General features: G+C 59.6%; 16 protein-coding genes. 12 read left to right on the top strand and 4 right to left on the bottom strand.

Annotation, left to right across the window (positions count from 1 at the left end; all coding sequences use genetic code 11):
• Positions 1-11: 11 nt before the first annotated feature.
• Together trkA and D8779_RS07630 are read left to right on the top strand one after the other, a co-directional pair.
• Positions 12-1,385: a Trk system potassium transporter TrkA gene (gene trkA / locus D8779_RS07635; protein WP_136663815.1), complete on the top strand. Its 1,374-nt coding sequence runs from the start codon at positions 12-14 to the stop codon at positions 1,383-1,385.
• Between the two features lie 9 nt (positions 1,386-1,394).
• Complete coding sequence (locus D8779_RS07630) at positions 1,395-1,712, top strand: tetratricopeptide repeat protein (protein WP_136663814.1); 318 nt, start codon at positions 1,395-1,397, stop codon at positions 1,710-1,712.
• A gap of 10 nt (positions 1,713-1,722) precedes the next feature.
• Here D8779_RS07630 and D8779_RS07625 read toward each other — a convergent pair whose 3' ends face one another.
• The 3 genes from D8779_RS07625 to D8779_RS07615 form a co-directional block, all read right to left on the bottom strand.
• A complete protein-coding gene (locus D8779_RS07625; protein ID WP_136663813.1) occupies positions 1,723-1,992 on the bottom strand; it encodes a PilZ domain-containing protein in 270 nt (89 codons plus the stop codon).
• A gap of 79 nt (positions 1,993-2,071) precedes the next feature.
• Positions 2,072-2,959 carry a lysophospholipid acyltransferase gene (locus tag D8779_RS07620; RefSeq protein WP_136663812.1) on the bottom strand — a complete coding sequence of 296 codons (888 nt, stop codon included), beginning with the start codon at positions 2,957-2,959 and terminating at the stop codon, positions 2,072-2,074.
• A gap of 45 nt (positions 2,960-3,004) precedes the next feature.
• Complete coding sequence (locus D8779_RS07615; protein ID WP_136663811.1) at positions 3,005-3,562, bottom strand: DNA-3-methyladenine glycosylase I; 558 nt, start codon at positions 3,560-3,562, stop codon at positions 3,005-3,007.
• A gap of 66 nt (positions 3,563-3,628) precedes the next feature.
• Between D8779_RS07615 and glyQ the strand changes: the two genes are divergently transcribed.
• The 10 genes from glyQ to D8779_RS07565 all read left to right on the top strand — a co-directional run bounded on the left by glyQ (position 3,629) and on the right by D8779_RS07565 (position 14,051).
• A complete protein-coding gene (gene glyQ, locus D8779_RS07610) occupies positions 3,629-4,576 on the top strand; it encodes a glycine--tRNA ligase subunit alpha (RefSeq protein ID WP_136663810.1) in 948 nt (315 codons plus the stop codon).
• A complete protein-coding gene (glyS, locus tag D8779_RS07605; RefSeq protein ID WP_136663809.1) occupies positions 4,573-6,627 on the top strand; it encodes a glycine--tRNA ligase subunit beta in 2,055 nt (684 codons plus the stop codon). The genes glyQ and glyS overlap by 4 nt, the downstream gene beginning before the upstream one ends.
• 68 nt (positions 6,628-6,695) lie before the next feature.
• Positions 6,696-7,229 (top strand): D-glycero-beta-D-manno-heptose 1,7-bisphosphate 7-phosphatase, encoded by a 534-nt coding sequence (gene gmhB, locus D8779_RS07600; protein ID WP_136663808.1) that lies wholly within the window; start codon positions 6,696-6,698, stop codon positions 7,227-7,229.
• A gap of 32 nt (positions 7,230-7,261) precedes the next feature.
• Positions 7,262-8,035, top strand: coding sequence for a lysophospholipid acyltransferase family protein (locus D8779_RS07595; protein WP_136663807.1), 774 nt, complete (start codon positions 7,262-7,264; stop codon positions 8,033-8,035).
• Positions 8,036-8,282: 247 nt separating this feature from the next.
• The gene (locus tag D8779_RS07590; protein ID WP_136663806.1) at positions 8,283-8,906 is read left to right on the top strand and encodes a CDP-alcohol phosphatidyltransferase family protein; all 624 of its coding nucleotides are present in this window, start codon (positions 8,283-8,285) and stop codon (positions 8,904-8,906) included.
• A 10-nt stretch (positions 8,907-8,916) separates the two neighbouring features.
• Positions 8,917-10,674, top strand: coding sequence for a bifunctional alpha/beta hydrolase/class I SAM-dependent methyltransferase (locus D8779_RS07585; protein ID WP_136663805.1), 1,758 nt, complete (start codon positions 8,917-8,919; stop codon positions 10,672-10,674).
• The gene (locus D8779_RS07580; protein ID WP_240789697.1) at positions 10,674-12,032 is read left to right on the top strand and encodes a phosphatase PAP2/dual specificity phosphatase family protein; all 1,359 of its coding nucleotides are present in this window, start codon (positions 10,674-10,676) and stop codon (positions 12,030-12,032) included. Before D8779_RS07585 ends, D8779_RS07580 begins: the two co-directional genes overlap by 1 nt.
• A complete protein-coding gene (locus tag D8779_RS07575) occupies positions 12,022-12,477 on the top strand; it encodes a hypothetical protein (RefSeq protein ID WP_136663804.1) in 456 nt (151 codons plus the stop codon). The genes D8779_RS07580 and D8779_RS07575 overlap by 11 nt, the downstream gene beginning before the upstream one ends.
• Positions 12,478-12,487: 10 nt before the next feature.
• Positions 12,488-13,108 carry a lysophospholipid acyltransferase family protein gene (locus D8779_RS07570; RefSeq protein WP_136663803.1) on the top strand — a complete coding sequence of 207 codons (621 nt, stop codon included), beginning with the start codon at positions 12,488-12,490 and terminating at the stop codon, positions 13,106-13,108.
• Position 13,109: 1 nt separating this feature from the next.
• Entirely contained in the window at positions 13,110-14,051 is a 942-nt protein-coding gene (locus D8779_RS07565) for a phosphatidate cytidylyltransferase (RefSeq protein ID WP_136663802.1), read from the top strand.
• Between the two features lie 138 nt (positions 14,052-14,189).
• Here the strand turns inward: D8779_RS07565 and gyrB are convergent, their stop codons facing one another.
• On the bottom strand, positions 14,190-16,607 hold the full coding sequence (gene gyrB / locus D8779_RS07560) for a DNA topoisomerase (ATP-hydrolyzing) subunit B (RefSeq protein WP_136663801.1): 2,418 nt from the start codon (positions 16,605-16,607) through the stop codon (positions 14,190-14,192).
• Between the last annotated feature and the right edge of the window lies 1 nt (position 16,608).

Raw genomic sequence — 16,608 nt, 5'->3', positions numbered from 1 at the left:
GAACAGACTGCATGAAGATCATCATTCTCGGTGCGGGCCAAGTCGGCGGCACCCTGGCGGAACACCTGGCCAGCGAGGCCAATGACATCACCGTAGTCGACACCGACGGCGAACGTTTGCGTGCCCTCAGCGACCGCCTGGATATCCGCACCGTGCAAGGCCGCGGCTCGTTTCCCACGGTGCTGCGCCAAGCCGGCGCGGACGATGCCGACATGCTGGTGGCCGTGACCAACAGCGACGAAATCAACATGATCGCCTGCCAAGTCGCCTACACCCTGTTCCACACTCCAACTAAAATCGCCCGGGTTCGCGAAGCCGCCTACCTGACCCGCAGCGGCCTATTCAGCAACGAATCAATTCCGGTCGATGTGCTGATCAGCCCTGAGCAAGTGGTGACTAACTACATCAAGCGCCTGATCGAATACCCCGGCGCCTTGCAGGTGATCGACTTCGCCGGTGGCAAAGCCCAGCTGGTCGCGGTCAAGGCCTATTACGGCGGGCCTCTGGTCGGCCAGCAGCTGCGTCAGCTGCGCGAACACATGCCCAACGTCGACACCCGCGTGGCAGCGATCTTCCGCCGTAACCGAGCGATCATGCCGCAAGGCGACACGGTGATCGAAGCCGACGACGAGGTATTCTTCATTGCCGCCAAAGCGCATATCCGCGCAGTGATGAGCGAAATGCGCCGCATGGAAGACAGCTACAAAAAGGTCGTTATTGCAGGCGGCGGACACATCGGCGAGCGCCTGGCCGAAGCGATCGAAAGTCGCTATCAGGTGAAGATCATCGAGATGAACCCGGCGCGCTGCCGCTACCTCTCAGAAACTCTCGACAGCACCATCGTGTTGCAGGGCAGCGCCTCGGACCGCGACCTGTTGGTGGAAGAGAACATCAGCGACGCTGACATCTTCCTGGCCCTGACCAACGACGACGAAGCCAACATCATGTCGTCCTTGCTGGCCAAGCGCCTCGGCGCACGCAAGGTGATGACCATCATCAACAACCCGGCCTACGTCGACCTGGTGCAGGGCGGCGAAATCGATATCGCCATCAGCCCGCAGATGGCGACCATCGGCACCCTGCTGACCCACGTACGCCGTGGCGATATTGAAAGCGTGCACAGCTTGCGACGTGGCGCGGCAGAGGCCATCGAGGCGATTGCCCACGGCGACTCCAAGTCGAGCAAGGTCGTGGGCCGCGCCATTCAGGATATCGCGCTGCCCCCTGGCACCACCATTGGCGCGATCATTCGTAATGAAGAAGTCCTGATTGCGCATGACGCAACGGTCATTGAGTCCGGCGATCATGTGATCCTGTTCTTGGTCGACAAGAAGTACATCCGCGATGCCGAGCGGCTGTTCCAAGTCGGCCTGACTTTCTTCTAGGAATCGCTAATGAGCACTGAAGCCCTGGAAAAAATGCTGACCAAAGGCATGGACAACGCGCTGCTACGCTTCGGCCTGGGCAAGGGCTATCTGGATGCGGGAGAGCTGGCGCGTGCCGCCGAACACCTGCAACACTGCGTACAGTTCGATCCGCAATATTCAGCCGCCTGGAAGCTACTCGGCCAAGCGCTGAACAAGCAGGGGCTGATTGATCAGGCGCGAGCGGCCTGGACACAGGGCTTGCGGGTCGCAGACGAGAAGGGTGACAAACAGGCAGGCAAGGAAATTACGGTGTTTCTAAAACGTCTGGATAAACGCGCTCAATAGCCTGCGGCGGCTACTCGGCCTGCACAAAACGCAGGCCAACACCTAAGGCTTCAACACGCACCACCTCAAGCGAGAGAATCGGCGCCTCCATCGGCAAACCTTGCACCTGACCCTGCACCCGCTCGCCCATAGCCAGCATGTTCTGCGCTTGATCGATCAACACATACACACCGCATTCGGAGATATCCCGGGTGGTAACCAACATTTCGCCGTGCACCGGATGATCAATGCGCAGGCGAACCTTGAGCGGGGTGCGGAGACTCTTTCGACTGTTACTCATACGGCATCCGTCGTGGGAAGTGTTAGCAGCCTAGTCGAGAGCACGCTTACCCTGCAACACACGTGCTTATCCTTAACGCTCAGTACCATTTAGCTTCGCCTGGCGGGCGCTTTTTGAAGCGCTTCATGCTCCACATATATTGGCTGGGATAAGCCCGCACATAACGCTCAATCACCGAACTCATCGCGGCCACAGCGGTGGCCGTGTCGCTGCTGTACATCTCTTCCGGCGCCGCTTCCAGGATCACCTTGAAGCCCGAACCATCCGGCAGGCGCAGCGCATGCAGGAACACCCCGCAGGCTTTGCCGCCACTCAACATGCCGGCCACAAACTTGCTGGTCAGCGCCTCAGTGCCGAGGAAGGGTACAAATACGCCAGAAGACAGGCTCGGCTCAGGATCGGCGGGAATCCCCACCGCACCACCGCGACGCACCTCTTTGATCACACTGAGGATGCCCTCTTTGGTCGATGGTGCAACACGATTACCCAGCTGCACACGCTGTTGGCGCAGCAGGTCGTCGACGGCTTTCAACTTCGGCGGTCGGAAGAAAATAATCGGTTTGCACTGCGCGCAATAGAAGTGATTAAGCACTTCCCAGTTGCCCAGATGGCTGGTGATGCCGACCACGCCCTTGCCGCTGGCCAGGGCGTCCTTGAGCACGTCCAGGCCTTCGACTTCGCGCACCAAGCCGATGGATTTTTGCGCCGGCCAGATCCAGGCGCAGGCGCTTTCGGTCAGGGTTCTGCCGATATCCATCAATGAATCGCGCAACAGGCGCTGATGCGCGGCGTCATCCAATTCGGGAAAGCATTTGCGCAGGTTGATGCCCGCCACCTCACGTGAGCTGTTGGGCAGTTTCCACATCAACCAGCCAATCGCCGCCCCAACGGCCTGCACAGCGCGCCATGGCAGCAAGGCAAATAAACGCAGAAAGCCCACCACCAGGGCACCTTTGAGCTTTTCCACAGGCAACTCCAGCCGATCAAAAGGCGCTTATTGTAACCACCAGAGCTAGCGGGTGCTCAGGTGTGCGTAGCGGTCGCAGTCGGTGGTGTGATCCATGACCATCCCGGCGGCCTGCATATAGGCATAACAGATGGTCGGCCCGACAAAGGTGAAGCCAGCCTTCTTCAGCGCCTTGCTCATGGCCACGGCTTCGGTGGTGATCGCCGGTACCTGACTACGCTCGCTGAAATGATTGACCTTAGGCGCGCCACCGACAAACGACCAAAGCAGTGCCGACGGGTCTTCCAACTTGAGCCAGGCTTGGGCGTTCTTGCGCACGGCCTGAAGCTTAAGGCGATTACGGATAATCCCGGCATCCTGCATCAGCGTGTTTTCGATGTACTCATCCGTAAGCCCCGCCAGACGCTGCACATCGAAGCCAAACAGCACTTCGCGGTAGCGCTCACGCTTCTTTAGCACGGTGATCCACGACAGCCCGGCCTGGAAACCCTCCAGCAACAGCAGCTCGAACAACACCTGCGGATCGCGCTGCGGCACGCCCCATTCCTGATCGTGATAGGCGATATACAACGGATCATCGGTGCACCAGAAGCAGCGTGGCATGCGGGTTTTCCTGAGCTTCGGTATACTCGCGGACTTTCTGAAGCCGCCAAAGTACGGGTGAAATTTGTGAGCCAGACTACGCCTGCCGTGCGCACCTTCCAAGACTTGATCCTCGCCCTGCAACAGTACTGGGCTGAGCAGGGCTGCGTGGTGTTGCAACCCTACGATATGGAAATGGGCGCAGGCACCTTCCACACCGCCACGTTCCTACGTGCCATCGGTCCTGAGACCTGGAACGCCGCCTATGTGCAGCCTTCCCGTCGTCCTGCCGACGGCCGCTACGGTGAGAACCCCAATCGCCTGCAGCACTACTACCAATTTCAGGTGGTGTTGAAGCCGAATCCGGAAAACTTCCAGGAGCTGTACCTCGGCTCGCTGAAAGCCATCGGCATCGACCCACTGGTACACGACATCCGTTTTGTTGAAGACAACTGGGAATCGCCGACCCTCGGCGCCTGGGGTCTGGGCTGGGAAATCTGGCTGAACGGCATGGAAGTCACCCAGTTCACCTACTTCCAGCAAGTGGGCGGCATCGAGTGCTACCCGGTGACCGGCGAGATCACCTACGGCCTGGAACGCTTGGCCATGTACATCCAGGGTGTGGACTCGGTCTACGACCTGGTGTGGACCGACGGCCAGTTCGGCAAAGTGACCTACGGCGACGTGTTCCATCAAAACGAAGTGGAGCAATCCACCTACAACTTTGAACACGCCAACGTCGAGAAGCTGTTTGAGCTGTTCGACTTCTATGAGTCAGAAGCCAACCGCCTGATCGAGCTGGAGCTGCCGCTGCCGACCTACGAGATGGTGCTCAAGGCCTCGCACACCTTCAACCTGCTGGATGCACGCCGGGCGATCTCGGTGACCGCGCGTCAACAATACATCCTGCGCGTGCGCGCCCTGGCCCGTGCGGTGGCGCAGAGCTACCTGCAAGCGCGGCGCAAACTGGGCTTCCCGCTCGCCACCCCCGACCTGCGTGATGAAGTGTTAGCCAAGCTGGAGGCAGCAGAATGAGTGCGCGTGATTTCCTGGTAGAACTGGGCACCGAAGAGCTGCCGCCGAAAGCCCTGAAAACCCTCGGTGAGGCCTTCCTGGCTGGTATCGAAAAAGGCTTGAAAGCCGCCGGCCTGTCCTACAGCGCCAGCCGCTATTACGCCGCGCCGCGTCGTCTGGCCGTGTTGATCGAACAGCTTGAAGAACAACAAGCCGATCGCACCCAGAACCTCGACGGCCCACCCGTACAGGCGGCGTTCGACAAAGACGGTAATCCGACTCAGGCCGCCCTCGGCTTCGCCAAGAAGTGTGGCGTTGAACTGAGCGCCATCGACCAGAGCGGCCCTAAGCTGAAATTCAGCCAGAGCATTCCGGGCCAAGCCGCTGCTGGCTTGCTGTCAGCTATCGTCGAAACCTCGCTGAACGAATTGCCTATCCCTAAGCGCATGCGCTGGGGCGCGCGCAAAACCGAGTTCGTCCGCCCAAGCCAGTGGCTGGTGATGCTGTTTGGTGATGAGGTGATCGACTGCGAAATCCTCGCCCAGCAGTCCGGCCGGGTGTCCCGTGGCCATCGCTTCCACGCTAATCACGAGGTGCGCATCAGCGCGCCGGCCAACTACGCCGAGGACCTGCGCGCCGCCTACGTGATCGCCGATTTCGCCGAACGTCGTGCGCAAATTGCCGCACGTATCGACCAGCTTGCCGCCGAACAGCAGGGCACCGCCATTGTGCCGCCCGCCTTGCTCGATGAAGTCAGTGCTTTGGTCGAGTGGCCGGTGCCGCTGGTGTGCTCCTTCGAGGAACGCTTCCTCGAGGTGCCGCAAGAAGCGCTGATCATCACCATGCAGGACAACCAGAAATACTTCTGCCTGCTGGATGCCAACGGCAAGCTGCTGCCACGCTTTATCACCGTGGCCAACATCGAAAGCAAAGACCCGATACAGATCATTTCCGGCAACGAAAAGGTCGTGCGTCCACGCCTGACCGATGCCGAGTTCTTCTTCAAGCAAGATAAGAAGCAGAAGCTGGAAAGCTTCAACGAGCGCCTGGCCAATGTGGTGTTCCAGGCCCAGCTCGGTTCGGTCTATGACAAAGCCCAGCGGGTGTCCGCGCTGGCCGGTTTTATCGCCGAGCGCACCGCTGGCAATGCGACTAACGCCGCGCGCGCCGGCCTGCTGTGCAAATGTGACCTGGCCAGCGAGATGGTTGGCGAGTTCCCGGAAATGCAGGGCATCGCCGGTTACTACTACGCCAAGCATGACGGCGAAGCCGAAGACGTGGCCCTGGCGCTGAACGAGCAATACATGCCGCGTGGTGCTGGCGCCGAATTGCCGAGCACCCTTACCGGTGCCGCCGTGGCCCTGGCTGACAAGCTGGATACCCTGGTCGGCATCTTCGGCATCGGCATGCTGCCCACCGGCAGTAAGGACCCCTACGCCCTGCGTCGCGCTGCGCTGGGTGTGTTGCGGATTCTGATCGAGAAGCAGCTGGATCTGGATCTGGCCGAAGCAGTCACGTTCGCCATCAGCCAGTTCGGCGACAAGATCAAGGCCGATGGCCTGGCCCCTCAGGTGCAGGACTTTATCTTCGACCGCCTGCGCGCGCGTTATGAAGACGAAGGCGTCGAAGTGGCCGTGTACCAAGCCGTGCGTGCGGTCAGCCCGACCTCGCCGTTGGACTTCGATCAACGCGTGCAGGCCGTGCAAGCCTTCCGTGCATTGCCGCAGGCAAGCGCTCTGGCTGCAGCGAACAAGCGCGTATCCAACCTGCTGAGCAAGGCCGAAGGCCAGATCGCGGTAAGCGTCGAAGCTCACTATTTCGACAATCCTTGCGAGTTCGCCCTCAACGCCGCCATCCAGCAGGCCGAGCATGCGGTACAGCCGCTGGCCGCTGGCCGTCAGTACAACCTGGCGCTGAGCCAGCTGGCCAACCTGCGCGAGCCGGTGGACGCCTTCTTCGAAGGTGTGATGGTCAACGCCGAAGACCCGGCCGTGCGGGCTAACCGCTACGCGTTGCTGGCCAAGCTGCGCGGGCTGTTCCTCGGTGTCGCCGATATCTCGGTGCTGGGCTAACGGAACCTAGGATGGGTTGAAGGGCGTAAGCCCCGATACCCATCTATTCCCCATCCTACGGAACACGCATGAAACTGCTGATTCTCGACCGCGACGGCGTCATCAATTACGACTCCGACGCCTATATCAAAAACCTCGACGAGTGGATCCCACTGCCCGGCGCCATTGAGGCCATTGCGCGCCTGTCGCAAGCCGGCTGGACCGTCGCTGTAGCCACCAACCAGTCTGGTGTTGCCCGCGGCTATTACGACTTGGCCACCCTGGACGCCATGCACGCGCGCCTACGCGAACTGGTAGCGGTGCAGGGCGGTGAGCTCGGTTTGATCGTGCACTGCATCCATGGCCCGGATGAGGGCTGCGCCTGCCGCAAACCGAAACCCGGCATGCTTGAGCAGATTGCTGCGTACTATGGCGAAGCACTCAAGGGCGTCTGGTTTGTTGGCGACAGTAGCGGTGACCTGACGGCGGCCAAAACCGTCGACTGTCAGCCAGTGTTGGTAAAAACCGGCAAAGGCGAACGCACCCTGGCGAAAGGATTGCCGGCGGGCACCCTGATATTCGATGATCTGGCGGCGGTTGCCGATCAGCTTCTCCACCTATAAAGCAGGCGCTGCCTGCGACGGTAAAAGCTCCCATGTCGACAGTGCAGACCCTCAGAACTTTCCTCTTCTATCTGTTGTTGTCTTCCAGCGCCTTCTTCTGGTGCACCCTCAGCGTCTTCGTTGCGCCTTTTCTACCGTTTCGTGCGCGCTACCGTTTTGTTGTGCAGAACTGGTGCCGCTGCGCCACCTGGTTGGCCAAAGTGGTGATCGGCATCAACTACGAGATCAAGGGACTGGAAAACATCCCTGATAAGCCCTGCGTGATTCTGGCTAAACACCAGAGCACCTGGGAAACCTTCTTCCTCTGCGGCTACTTCGAGCCGCTCAGCCAGGTGGTCAAGCGCGAACTGCTCTATGTGCCGTTCTTCGGCTGGGCGATGGCCATGCTCAAGCCCATCGCGATTGACCGCAGCAACCCCAAGGCCGCGCTCAAGCAGCTGGCCAAGCTTGGCCACAAACGCCTGGGGCAGGGCGCCTGGGTGCTGGTATTCCCGGAAGGCACGCGCATTCCGCCCGGCCAGATAGGCAAATTCAGCCGTGGCGGTGCATCCCTCGCGGTGAATGCAAACCTGCCGGTGCTACCGATTGCCCACAACGCCGGCGAGTTCTGGCCCAAGCAAGGCTGGCGCAAAACCCCTGGCACCGTTCAGGTAATTATCGGCCCGCCGATGTATGCCGAAGGCACAGGCCCACGCGCCATTGCCGAACTCAATGACCGCGCCTTTGCCTGGGTCAGCCAGGCGCAACGCGATATCGGCTCACTGCATGGGCAAAACCAGCCGAAAGCCACTCAGGCACCAGCCTAAGCAATTGTGGATAAGCTGTGTATCGAATAGCGTCAAAGTGCTATTACACGCTTCAATTTATTGATTAATAACGCGTTTATGCCCTACCAGGGACGCCAGGCGATAGGGGATAAGTTTTCCTCAGCAGCGCCGTTGCGCGGGCCAACCCGCTAAACCGGGCACTCGCGCACAGTCTTAGTAACCTGCGCACGGAGCGAAGCAGCTAAGCTGGGTCGACACCCCATGCAGCGAAAAGGAATTCTTCGCCATGCTCTCCATTTATCAGCTCAAGCCGGCTTTTCAGAACCTCCTGCGCCCGGGGGTCAAGCGCCTCTACGACAGAGGCGTCACGGCCAATCAGGTCACCCTGTTCGCCGCCGTGGTTTCCGTTCTGCTCGGTATCCTGCTGCTGGCTCTGCCTCAGCACACCTGGCTATTCGCCCTGATTCCCCTATGGATGCTGCTGCGCATGGCGTTGAATGCCGTCGATGGCATGCTTGCTCGCGAGTTCGGCCAACAATCGCGGCTCGGCGCCTACCTCAATGAGCTCTGCGACCTGATCGCCGACTGCGCCCTGTTTCTGCCCTTCGCCTTGCTCCCCGGGGTCTCGCCGCTGCTGGTGGTGCTGGTGGTGGTGTTTGCCTTGATCAGCGAATACGCCGGCGTACTTGGGCCCATGGTTGGCGCCTCACGCCGCTATGACGGCCCCATGGGCAAAAGCGACCGTGCCTTCTGCTTTGGGGTGCTCGGTGCGGGTGTGGCCTGCGAATTGCTGCCCGCTGTCTGGCTCAATGGCCTGCTCGCAGTGATCCTCGCCCTGTTGCTTTACACCCTCTATAACCGTGTGCGCCAAGGTCTGGCCGAAGCGGCGCAGCCAACTAACTCGAAATAAGGATGTCTCGATGCGTGAAGCCCAAGAATTCAGCTTTACCACCCATGACGGCGTAGCACTGTTCTACCGCCACTGGCCAGCCAGTAACCCTGATGGCGCCGCGCCAAAACGCGCGGTGGTGATGTTCCACCGTGGCCACGAACACGGCGGACGCATGGCCCATCTGGTCGATGAACTGAACATGCCCGACTTCGACTTCTTCGCTTGGGACGCGCGCGGCCATGGACTGTCGCCCGGCGAGCGCGGCGACAGTCCGAGCTTCGCCACCAGCGTGCGTGATGTGCAGACCTTTATCGACCACATCAGCGCCAGTCACGACATGGTGGTGGAAGACATTGCCGTGCTCGCGCAGAGCGTCGGCGCGGTGGTGGTGTCGGCCTGGGCCCATGATTACGCGCCGAAAATTCGTGCCTTGGTACTCGCCTCGCCAGCCTTCAAGGTCAAGCTTTACGTGCCCTTCGCCCGCCCCGGTCTCAAGCTGATGCGGGCGCTGCGCGGCAATTTTTTCGTCAACAGTTATGTAAAAGCCAAATACCTCAGCCACGACCCAGAACGCATTACCTCCTTCGATGCCGACCCGCTGATCGCCCGCGCCATTTCAGTGAACATGCTGCTCGGCCTGTATGACGCCGCAGAACGCGTGGTGGCCGATGCCCAGGCCATCCAGATTCCAACCCAACTACTGATCTCGGGCGCCGATTTCGTGGTGCACCGCAAACCCCAGCAGCAGTTTTTCGAACGCCTGGGTAGCGTGCGCAAAGAAATGCACATCCTTCCCGGCTTCTTCCACGACACCCTCGGTGAGCGTGACCGCAGCCACGCCTTGAGCCGCGCTCAGCGCTTTCTGCTGCGTTGCTTTGAAGAGCCCGTGCAACGCCCGTCCTTGCTCGATGCCGATCGTCTGGGTGTAACCTGCGCCGAATCGGAAAGCCTGGCCGCGCCGCTGCCGCACAACTCCCTCGGCGACCTTTACTGGCGCGCCACGCGTGCCGGTCTCAGGTTCGGCAGCAATCTGGCCGACGGGGTGAAACTGGGTTTCGACACCGGCTTCGATTCCGGCAGCACCCTGGACTACGTCTACCGCAACCAACCGAGCGGAAAGTCGCCAATCGGTAGGCTGATCGATCAGAACTACCTCAACTCCATCGGCTGGCGCGGCATTCGCCAGCGCAAACTGCATGCTGAGGAGTTGTTGCGCCTGACCATGGGCAAGCTACGCGAGCAGGGCCGCGACGTGCGCATCGTCGATATCGCTGCCGGCCATGGTCGCTACATCCTCGAAGCGCTAGAAGGGATGGAGCAGAAACCGGACTCGATCCTGTTGCGCGATTACAGCGATATCAACGTGCGCGACGGCAGCGCCTTGATCGAGCAGAAGGGCCTGACGGACATCGCACGCTTTGTTAAAGGCGATGCCTTCGACAAGGCCGATCTGGCAGCCCTCACGCCTAAGCCGACCTTGGCCGTGGTCTCAGGTTTGTATGAACTGTTCGGCAGCAACCAGATGGTGGGGGATTCGCTGGCAGGATTGGCGGCGGCCGTGGAAGAGGGTGGTTATCTGGTGTACACCGGGCAGCCCTGGCACCCACAGCTTGAGCTGATTGCCCGCGCGCTGACCAGCCATCGCGACGGCGAAGCTTGGGTGATGCGCCGCCGCAGCCAAGCCGAAATGGATCAACTGGTTGAGGCCGCAGGCTTTCGCAAGGTTACCCAGCGGATCGACGAATGGGGCATCTTCAGCGTTTCCCTGGCGCAGCGGGTGTCCTGATGGAGCAGCTTGCCTCTAGTCGTGAGGCCGGCCTGTGGAAACGCGGGGTGCTCTGGCTATTGCTACTGGCCCCGCTGTTCTTTGCCAGCTACAGCTTTGCCAACTGGTTGAGCGGCCAGCGTGACGATGTTGGCACCCTGGTATTTGCCTGGGAAAGCCAGATGCCGCTATGGCCATGGACTATCGCGCCGTATTGGTCGATTGACTTGCTGTATGGCCTGTCGTTCCTACTGCCGGCCACACGTCGTGAAATGGATCGCCACGGCCTGCGTTTACTCAGCGTGCAAGTGCTGTGCATTGCCTGCTTTCTGCTCTGGCCGTTGCGTTTCACCTTCGAGCGCCCCGAGCTGAGTGGCTTGTTTGGCGGCATGTTCGACGTGCTGATGGGCTTCGACAAACCCTTCAACCAAGCGCCTTCGCTGCATATCGCCCTGCTGGTGGTGATCTGGGCGATGTTCGCCCGGCACACCCAGGGCGTGTTGTTACGCGGTCTGATGCACGCTTGGATGGCCTTGATTGGCCTGTCGGTGCTGACCACCTGGCAACATCATTTTATCGACGTGCCCACCGGCGTTCTGGCCGGCTGGTTGTGTGTGTGGTTATGGCCGCACGATGGCCGCAGTCCGCTGCTGCATTGGCAACTGACGCGCGAGCCACAACGCTGGCGGCTGGCCTTGCGCTACAGCCTGGGCGCCGCCCTGCTCACTGCCCTGGCGGTGAGCCTCGGCGGCATCTGGTTGTGGCTGCTGTGGCCGGCGCTCTCTTTACTGTTGGTGGCGCTCAACTATCTGCTGTTTGGTGCGGCGGGCTTCCAGAAAGACGCCAATGGCCGCCTGAGCAGCGCCGTCACTTGGCTACTCGCGCCTTACCTGGCGGCCGCTTGGCTTAACTCACGTTTATGGACCCGCACCCACCCGCACGCCGATGAGATTGAACCAGGCGTGTGGCTCGGCCGTATTCCTGCGCCAGGTCAGGCCGAGCAGTTCCATGCCCAGCTCGATTTGTGCGCCGAGTTACCGGCTAGAACACCACCCATGGCCTACCACTCGTTGCCACTGCTCGACCTCTGCGTGCCCAGCCCAGCCGCCTGCTTGGAAGCCGCGCAGGCCATCGACATGCTGCGCAGCCATGGCAACGTACTGGTGTATTGCGCATTGGGTTATTCGCGCAGTGCCACGGCAGTAGCCGCCTGGTTGCTGCACAGCGGGCGTTGCCAAGATGTGCCTGAAGCGCTGAGCCATCTGCGTAAAGCGCGGCCCCAAGTGGTGTTGAGCGACGCCCATCAACGCGCGCTGCACGGCATGTTGCAGCTAAATCGCAACTCCACGCCCAACGCAGCACTCGTCCATGGCTACTGAAATGCAGCTGTTCACCGTGGCCAGCCTACTGCGCCGGGGTAGGGCGCTGGATTGGCTATCCAGCGGGCTTACGCTGGTCGCCCTGCTGATCGGCCTGGCACCGTTGCTCGGTGTCACTGCACAGCCACTGACGGCGCTGTTCTGTGCGCTGATGCTGGTACTGGGGCTTGGACAGAAGTACTGGGCGTTACGAGTGGCATTGGACGCCGAGCTGTTTCAACACCTCGCTGAGCGCATAAACCATTTAGCCATTCACACCAGCGACCTTGATCAGGCCCTGGTCCAGCTCAAGCTGCAACCTGCACATCAGTCCGCACGTAACTGGGATGAGCGCAGCCTAGGTGCGCTGCGCTTGCTGCGTACGCAAGGGCTCTGGCTGTTGGCGCAGTTGCTGCTGGTTACGTTGACCGTATTAGGCCTGCCTTGGCTTTCAATCACTGGATAAGGAGTCGTCCATGCTCGCGTCTCTCACCGCGTTCGTCATCACCTCGGCGGCGCGTCTGCTCACCGGCGCCCGCGCGCTGTGGCTCGGTTGCACGCCACAACCCGTGCAGCGGCTGTATTACGCCAACCACAGCAGCCACGGCGATTTCGTGCTGCTCTGGGCATCACTGCCGGATGAACTGCGACGCCGCACCCGGCCGGTGGCCGGCGCGGACTACTGGCAGCGTGACGGCGTGCGCCGATACCTGATCAACAAGGTATTCAACGGCGTACTGATCGACCGCGAGCGCGCCACACCTGAGGCCAACCCACTGCAACCCATGCTTGATGCCCTGGATCAAGGCGACTCACTGATCCTGTTTCCCGAGGGTACACGCAACCTTGAAGACGGCCTGCTGCCGTTCAAAAGCGGTCTGTTCCACTTGGCCAGCGCCAGACCACAGGTCGAACTGATTCCCGTATGGATCGCCAATCTCAGCCGGGTCATGCCCAAGGGCAGGGCGCTGCCGTTGCCCTTGCTGTGCACCCTGAGCTTTGGCGAACCATTGCAGCATCTAGAAGACGAAAGCAAAACCGCGTTCCTCGAACGTGCGCGTAACGCCCTGCTGGCCATAGCGCCCGAGGAGGCTTGAAATGGATAACAACACCCTGCTGCTGTTCGCTGGTATCGGCACCCTGTTGCTGTTCGCATCGGCCATTGGCTATTTCCTCAAACGACGCAGCGGGGGCACTCCCAACCCGGTTATCGACAACCTTAATGCACGGATCAATGCCTGGTGGGTGATGGTGTTGGTAATCGGAGTCGCCTTCCTGTTCGGCGACCTGGGCGTGATCTTGCTGTTTTACTTTGTCTCGTTCTACGCCCTGCGCGAGTTTATGACGCTTACGCCCACGAGGCGCAGCGACTACCCAGCACTGGTAGCGGCCTTCTACTTCGCCCTGCCCATGCAGTACCTGTTGATAGCTCTGGACTGGTATGGCTTATTCGCCATTTTTATTCCGGTTTACCTGTTCCTGCTGTTGCCAATTTTGGCGTCCTTGGGCGGCGACACCACCCGTTTCCTTGAGCGCGCATCAAAGGTGCAGTGGGGACTGATGATTGCGGTGTACTGCATCTCCTCGGTACCGGCGCTGCTGACCCTGGACATACCGGGCTATGAAGGACGCAACTTGCTGCTGATTGCCTGGCTGATCATCGTGGTGCAGCTATCCGATGTACTGCAGTACGTCTGCGGCAAGCTGTTCGGCAAACATAAAATTGCCCCACTGCTGTCACCGTCAAAAACCGTGGAAGGCTTTGTCGGTGGCGTCAGCTTGTCCTGTTTGATCGGCGCGTTGCTGTGCTGGATCACCCCATTTAACTTCTGGCAGGCCGCCCTAATGGCCTTAACCGTTAACCTGCTGGGCTTCGCCGGCGGCCTGGTGATGTCGGCGATCAAGCGCGACCGTGGCGTGAAAGACTGGGGGCATATGATCGAAGGCCACGGCGGCATGCTCGATCGCCTCGATTCCGTATGCTTTGCCGCGCCGATCTTCTTCCACTTCGTGCGTTACTGGTGGGTGCCTTTGGCCTAAAGCAACGCGGTAGCGATCACCTTTTAATCTTCGTCCATAACGAAAAAGCCCGGTAGACCTAAGGTCTACCGGGCTTTTTCATTTCAACTACTGGACACTGAATTTGGCAGAAGAGGGCAGTTGCCCGCCTACTAACAATCAGAAGTCCAGGTTCGACACCGCCAATGCATTGGTTTCGATAAAGTCCCTACGCGGCTCTACAGCATCGCCCATCAAGGTGTTGAAGATCTGATCGGCAGCGATCGCATCTTCGATCCGCACCTTGAGCATGCGACGCACCTCCGGATCCATGGTGGTTTCCCAGAGTTGATCCGGGTTCATTTCACCCAGACCTTTATAGCGCTGAATACTGTGACGCTTGGTGCTTTCGGCCATCAACCAGGCCAATGCCTCTTTAAAGGTAGTGACGGGCTTCTTGCGCTCGCCACGCTGCACGTAGGCACCTTCTTCCAGCAGGCTGTTGAGCTGGTCGCCCAAGCTGGTAACGGTTTTGTAATCGTTACTGGCGAAGAAATCACGGTTGAAAATGATGTAGCTGGAGACGCCATGGGAAACCAGCTCAACCTGCGGCAGCCACACATGACGCTCTTGGTCTTCGTGCAGGCTGGTTTTGTAGACCAGACCTGACTTCTCCATACCTTTAAGACGGGCATCAAGCAGACCTAACCAGTGCTGCATGGCGTCTTTATCTGCCAGCTGCTCCGCTTCCACCCGCGGGATGTAAACGAAGTGCTCGGTGAGCTCAAGCGGGTACAGGCGCGACAAACGCTTGAGGGTCTTCATCACCAGGCGATAATCGTTAACCAAGCGCTCCAGCGACTCGCCAGACAGGCCCGGTGCGCTTTCGTTGACGTGCAGGCTGGCATCTTCCAGGGCCGACTGAGTCATGTATTCATCCATGGCCTCGTCGTCCTTGATGTACTGCTCCTGCTTGCCTTTCTTAACCTTATACAGCGGTGGCTGCGCGATATAGATGTAGCCACGCTCAACCAGCTCCGGCAGCTGGCGGAAGAAGAAGGTCAGCAGCAGAGTGCGGATGTGTGAACCGTCGACGTCGGCGTCGGTCATGATGATGATGTTGTGGTAACGCAGCTTGTCGATGTTGTATTCATCGCGGCCGATACCACAGCCCAGGGCGGTGATCAGGGTGCCGACTTCCTGGGAGGAAATCATCTTGTCGAAGCGAGCTTTCTCGACGTTAAGGATTTTACCCTTGAGCGGCAGAATCGCTTGAGTCTTGCGGTTACGACCCTGCTTAGCAGAACCGCCCGCGGAGTCCCCTTCCACGATGTAGAGTTCGGAAAGGGCAGGGTCTTTCTCCTGGCAGTCAGCCAGTTTGCCCGGCAGCCCGGCGATATCCAGTGCGCCTTTTCGGCGGGTCATTTCACGGGCTTTACGCGCGGCTTCACGGGCACGCGCGGCGTCGATCATCTTGCCGACCACAAGCTTGGCTTCGTTGGGGTTTTCCAACAGGAAGTCAGAGAAGTACTTGCCCATCTCCTGTTCCACCGCGGTCTTCACCTCGGAGGACACCAGCTTGTCTTTAGTCTGCGAACTGAATTTAGGGTCTGGAACCTTAACCGAAATAATGGCGGTCAGGCCTTCGCGGGCATCATCGCCGGTGGTGGCAATTTTGTGTTTCTTGGCCAGACCTTCCTGCTCGATATAAGCGTTCAGGTTACGCGTCAGCGCCGAGCGGAAGCCCGCCAGGTGAGTACCACCGTCGCGCTGAGGAATGTTGTTGGTGAAGCACAGCAGGTTCTCGTTAAAGCTGTCGTTCCACTGCAGGGCGACTTCTACGCCAATACCGTCTTCACGTTGCATGGTGAAGTGGAACACCTGGTTGACCGCTGTCTTGTTGAGGTTGAGGTACTCAACGAAGGCGCGCAGACCACCTTCATACTTGAATAACTCTTCCTTACCGCTGCGTTCATCCTTAAGGAAGATACCGACACCGGAGTTGAGGAATGACAGTTCGCGCAAACGCTTGGCCAAAATATCCCAGCTGAAATGGATATTGGCGAAGGTGCCTTCAGAAGGCTTGAAGTGAATCTGTGTACCGGTGGTTTCGCTGTCGCCCACGGCGGCAATCGGTGCCTGCGGCACACCATGCACGTAGGTCTGTTCCCAGATTTTTCCGCTACGGCGAATCGTCAGGATCAGTTCTTTAGACAGCGCATTCACCACGGAAACGCCCACACCGTGCAAACCGCCAGAGACCTTGTAGCTGTTATCGTCGAACTTACCGCCGGCGTGCAGTACGGTCATGATCACTTCGGCAGCTGATACGCCTTCTTCCTTGTGGATATCCACAGGAATACCACGGCCGTTATCGCGCACACTGATCGACTCATCCGGGTGGATGGTGATGGTGATCTCACTGCAGTGCCCAGCCAGGGCTTCGTCAATCGAGTTGTCGACCACCTCGAACACCATGTGGTGCAGACCGCTGCCATCGTCGGTATCACCGATGTACATACCAGGCCGCTTGCGTACGGCATCCAGGCCCTTAAGGACCTTAATGTTATTGGAGTCGTACGTTTGGTTTTCGCTCATG

Origin of the sequence: Pseudomonas leptonychotis (genome assembly GCF_004920405.1) — a bacterium.
Taxonomy (GTDB): Bacteria; Pseudomonadota; Gammaproteobacteria; order Pseudomonadales; family Pseudomonadaceae; genus Aquipseudomonas; species Aquipseudomonas leptonychotis.
The sequence above is the reverse complement of the archived record's forward strand: the minus strand, read 5'-3'. Positions and strand labels throughout refer to the sequence as shown.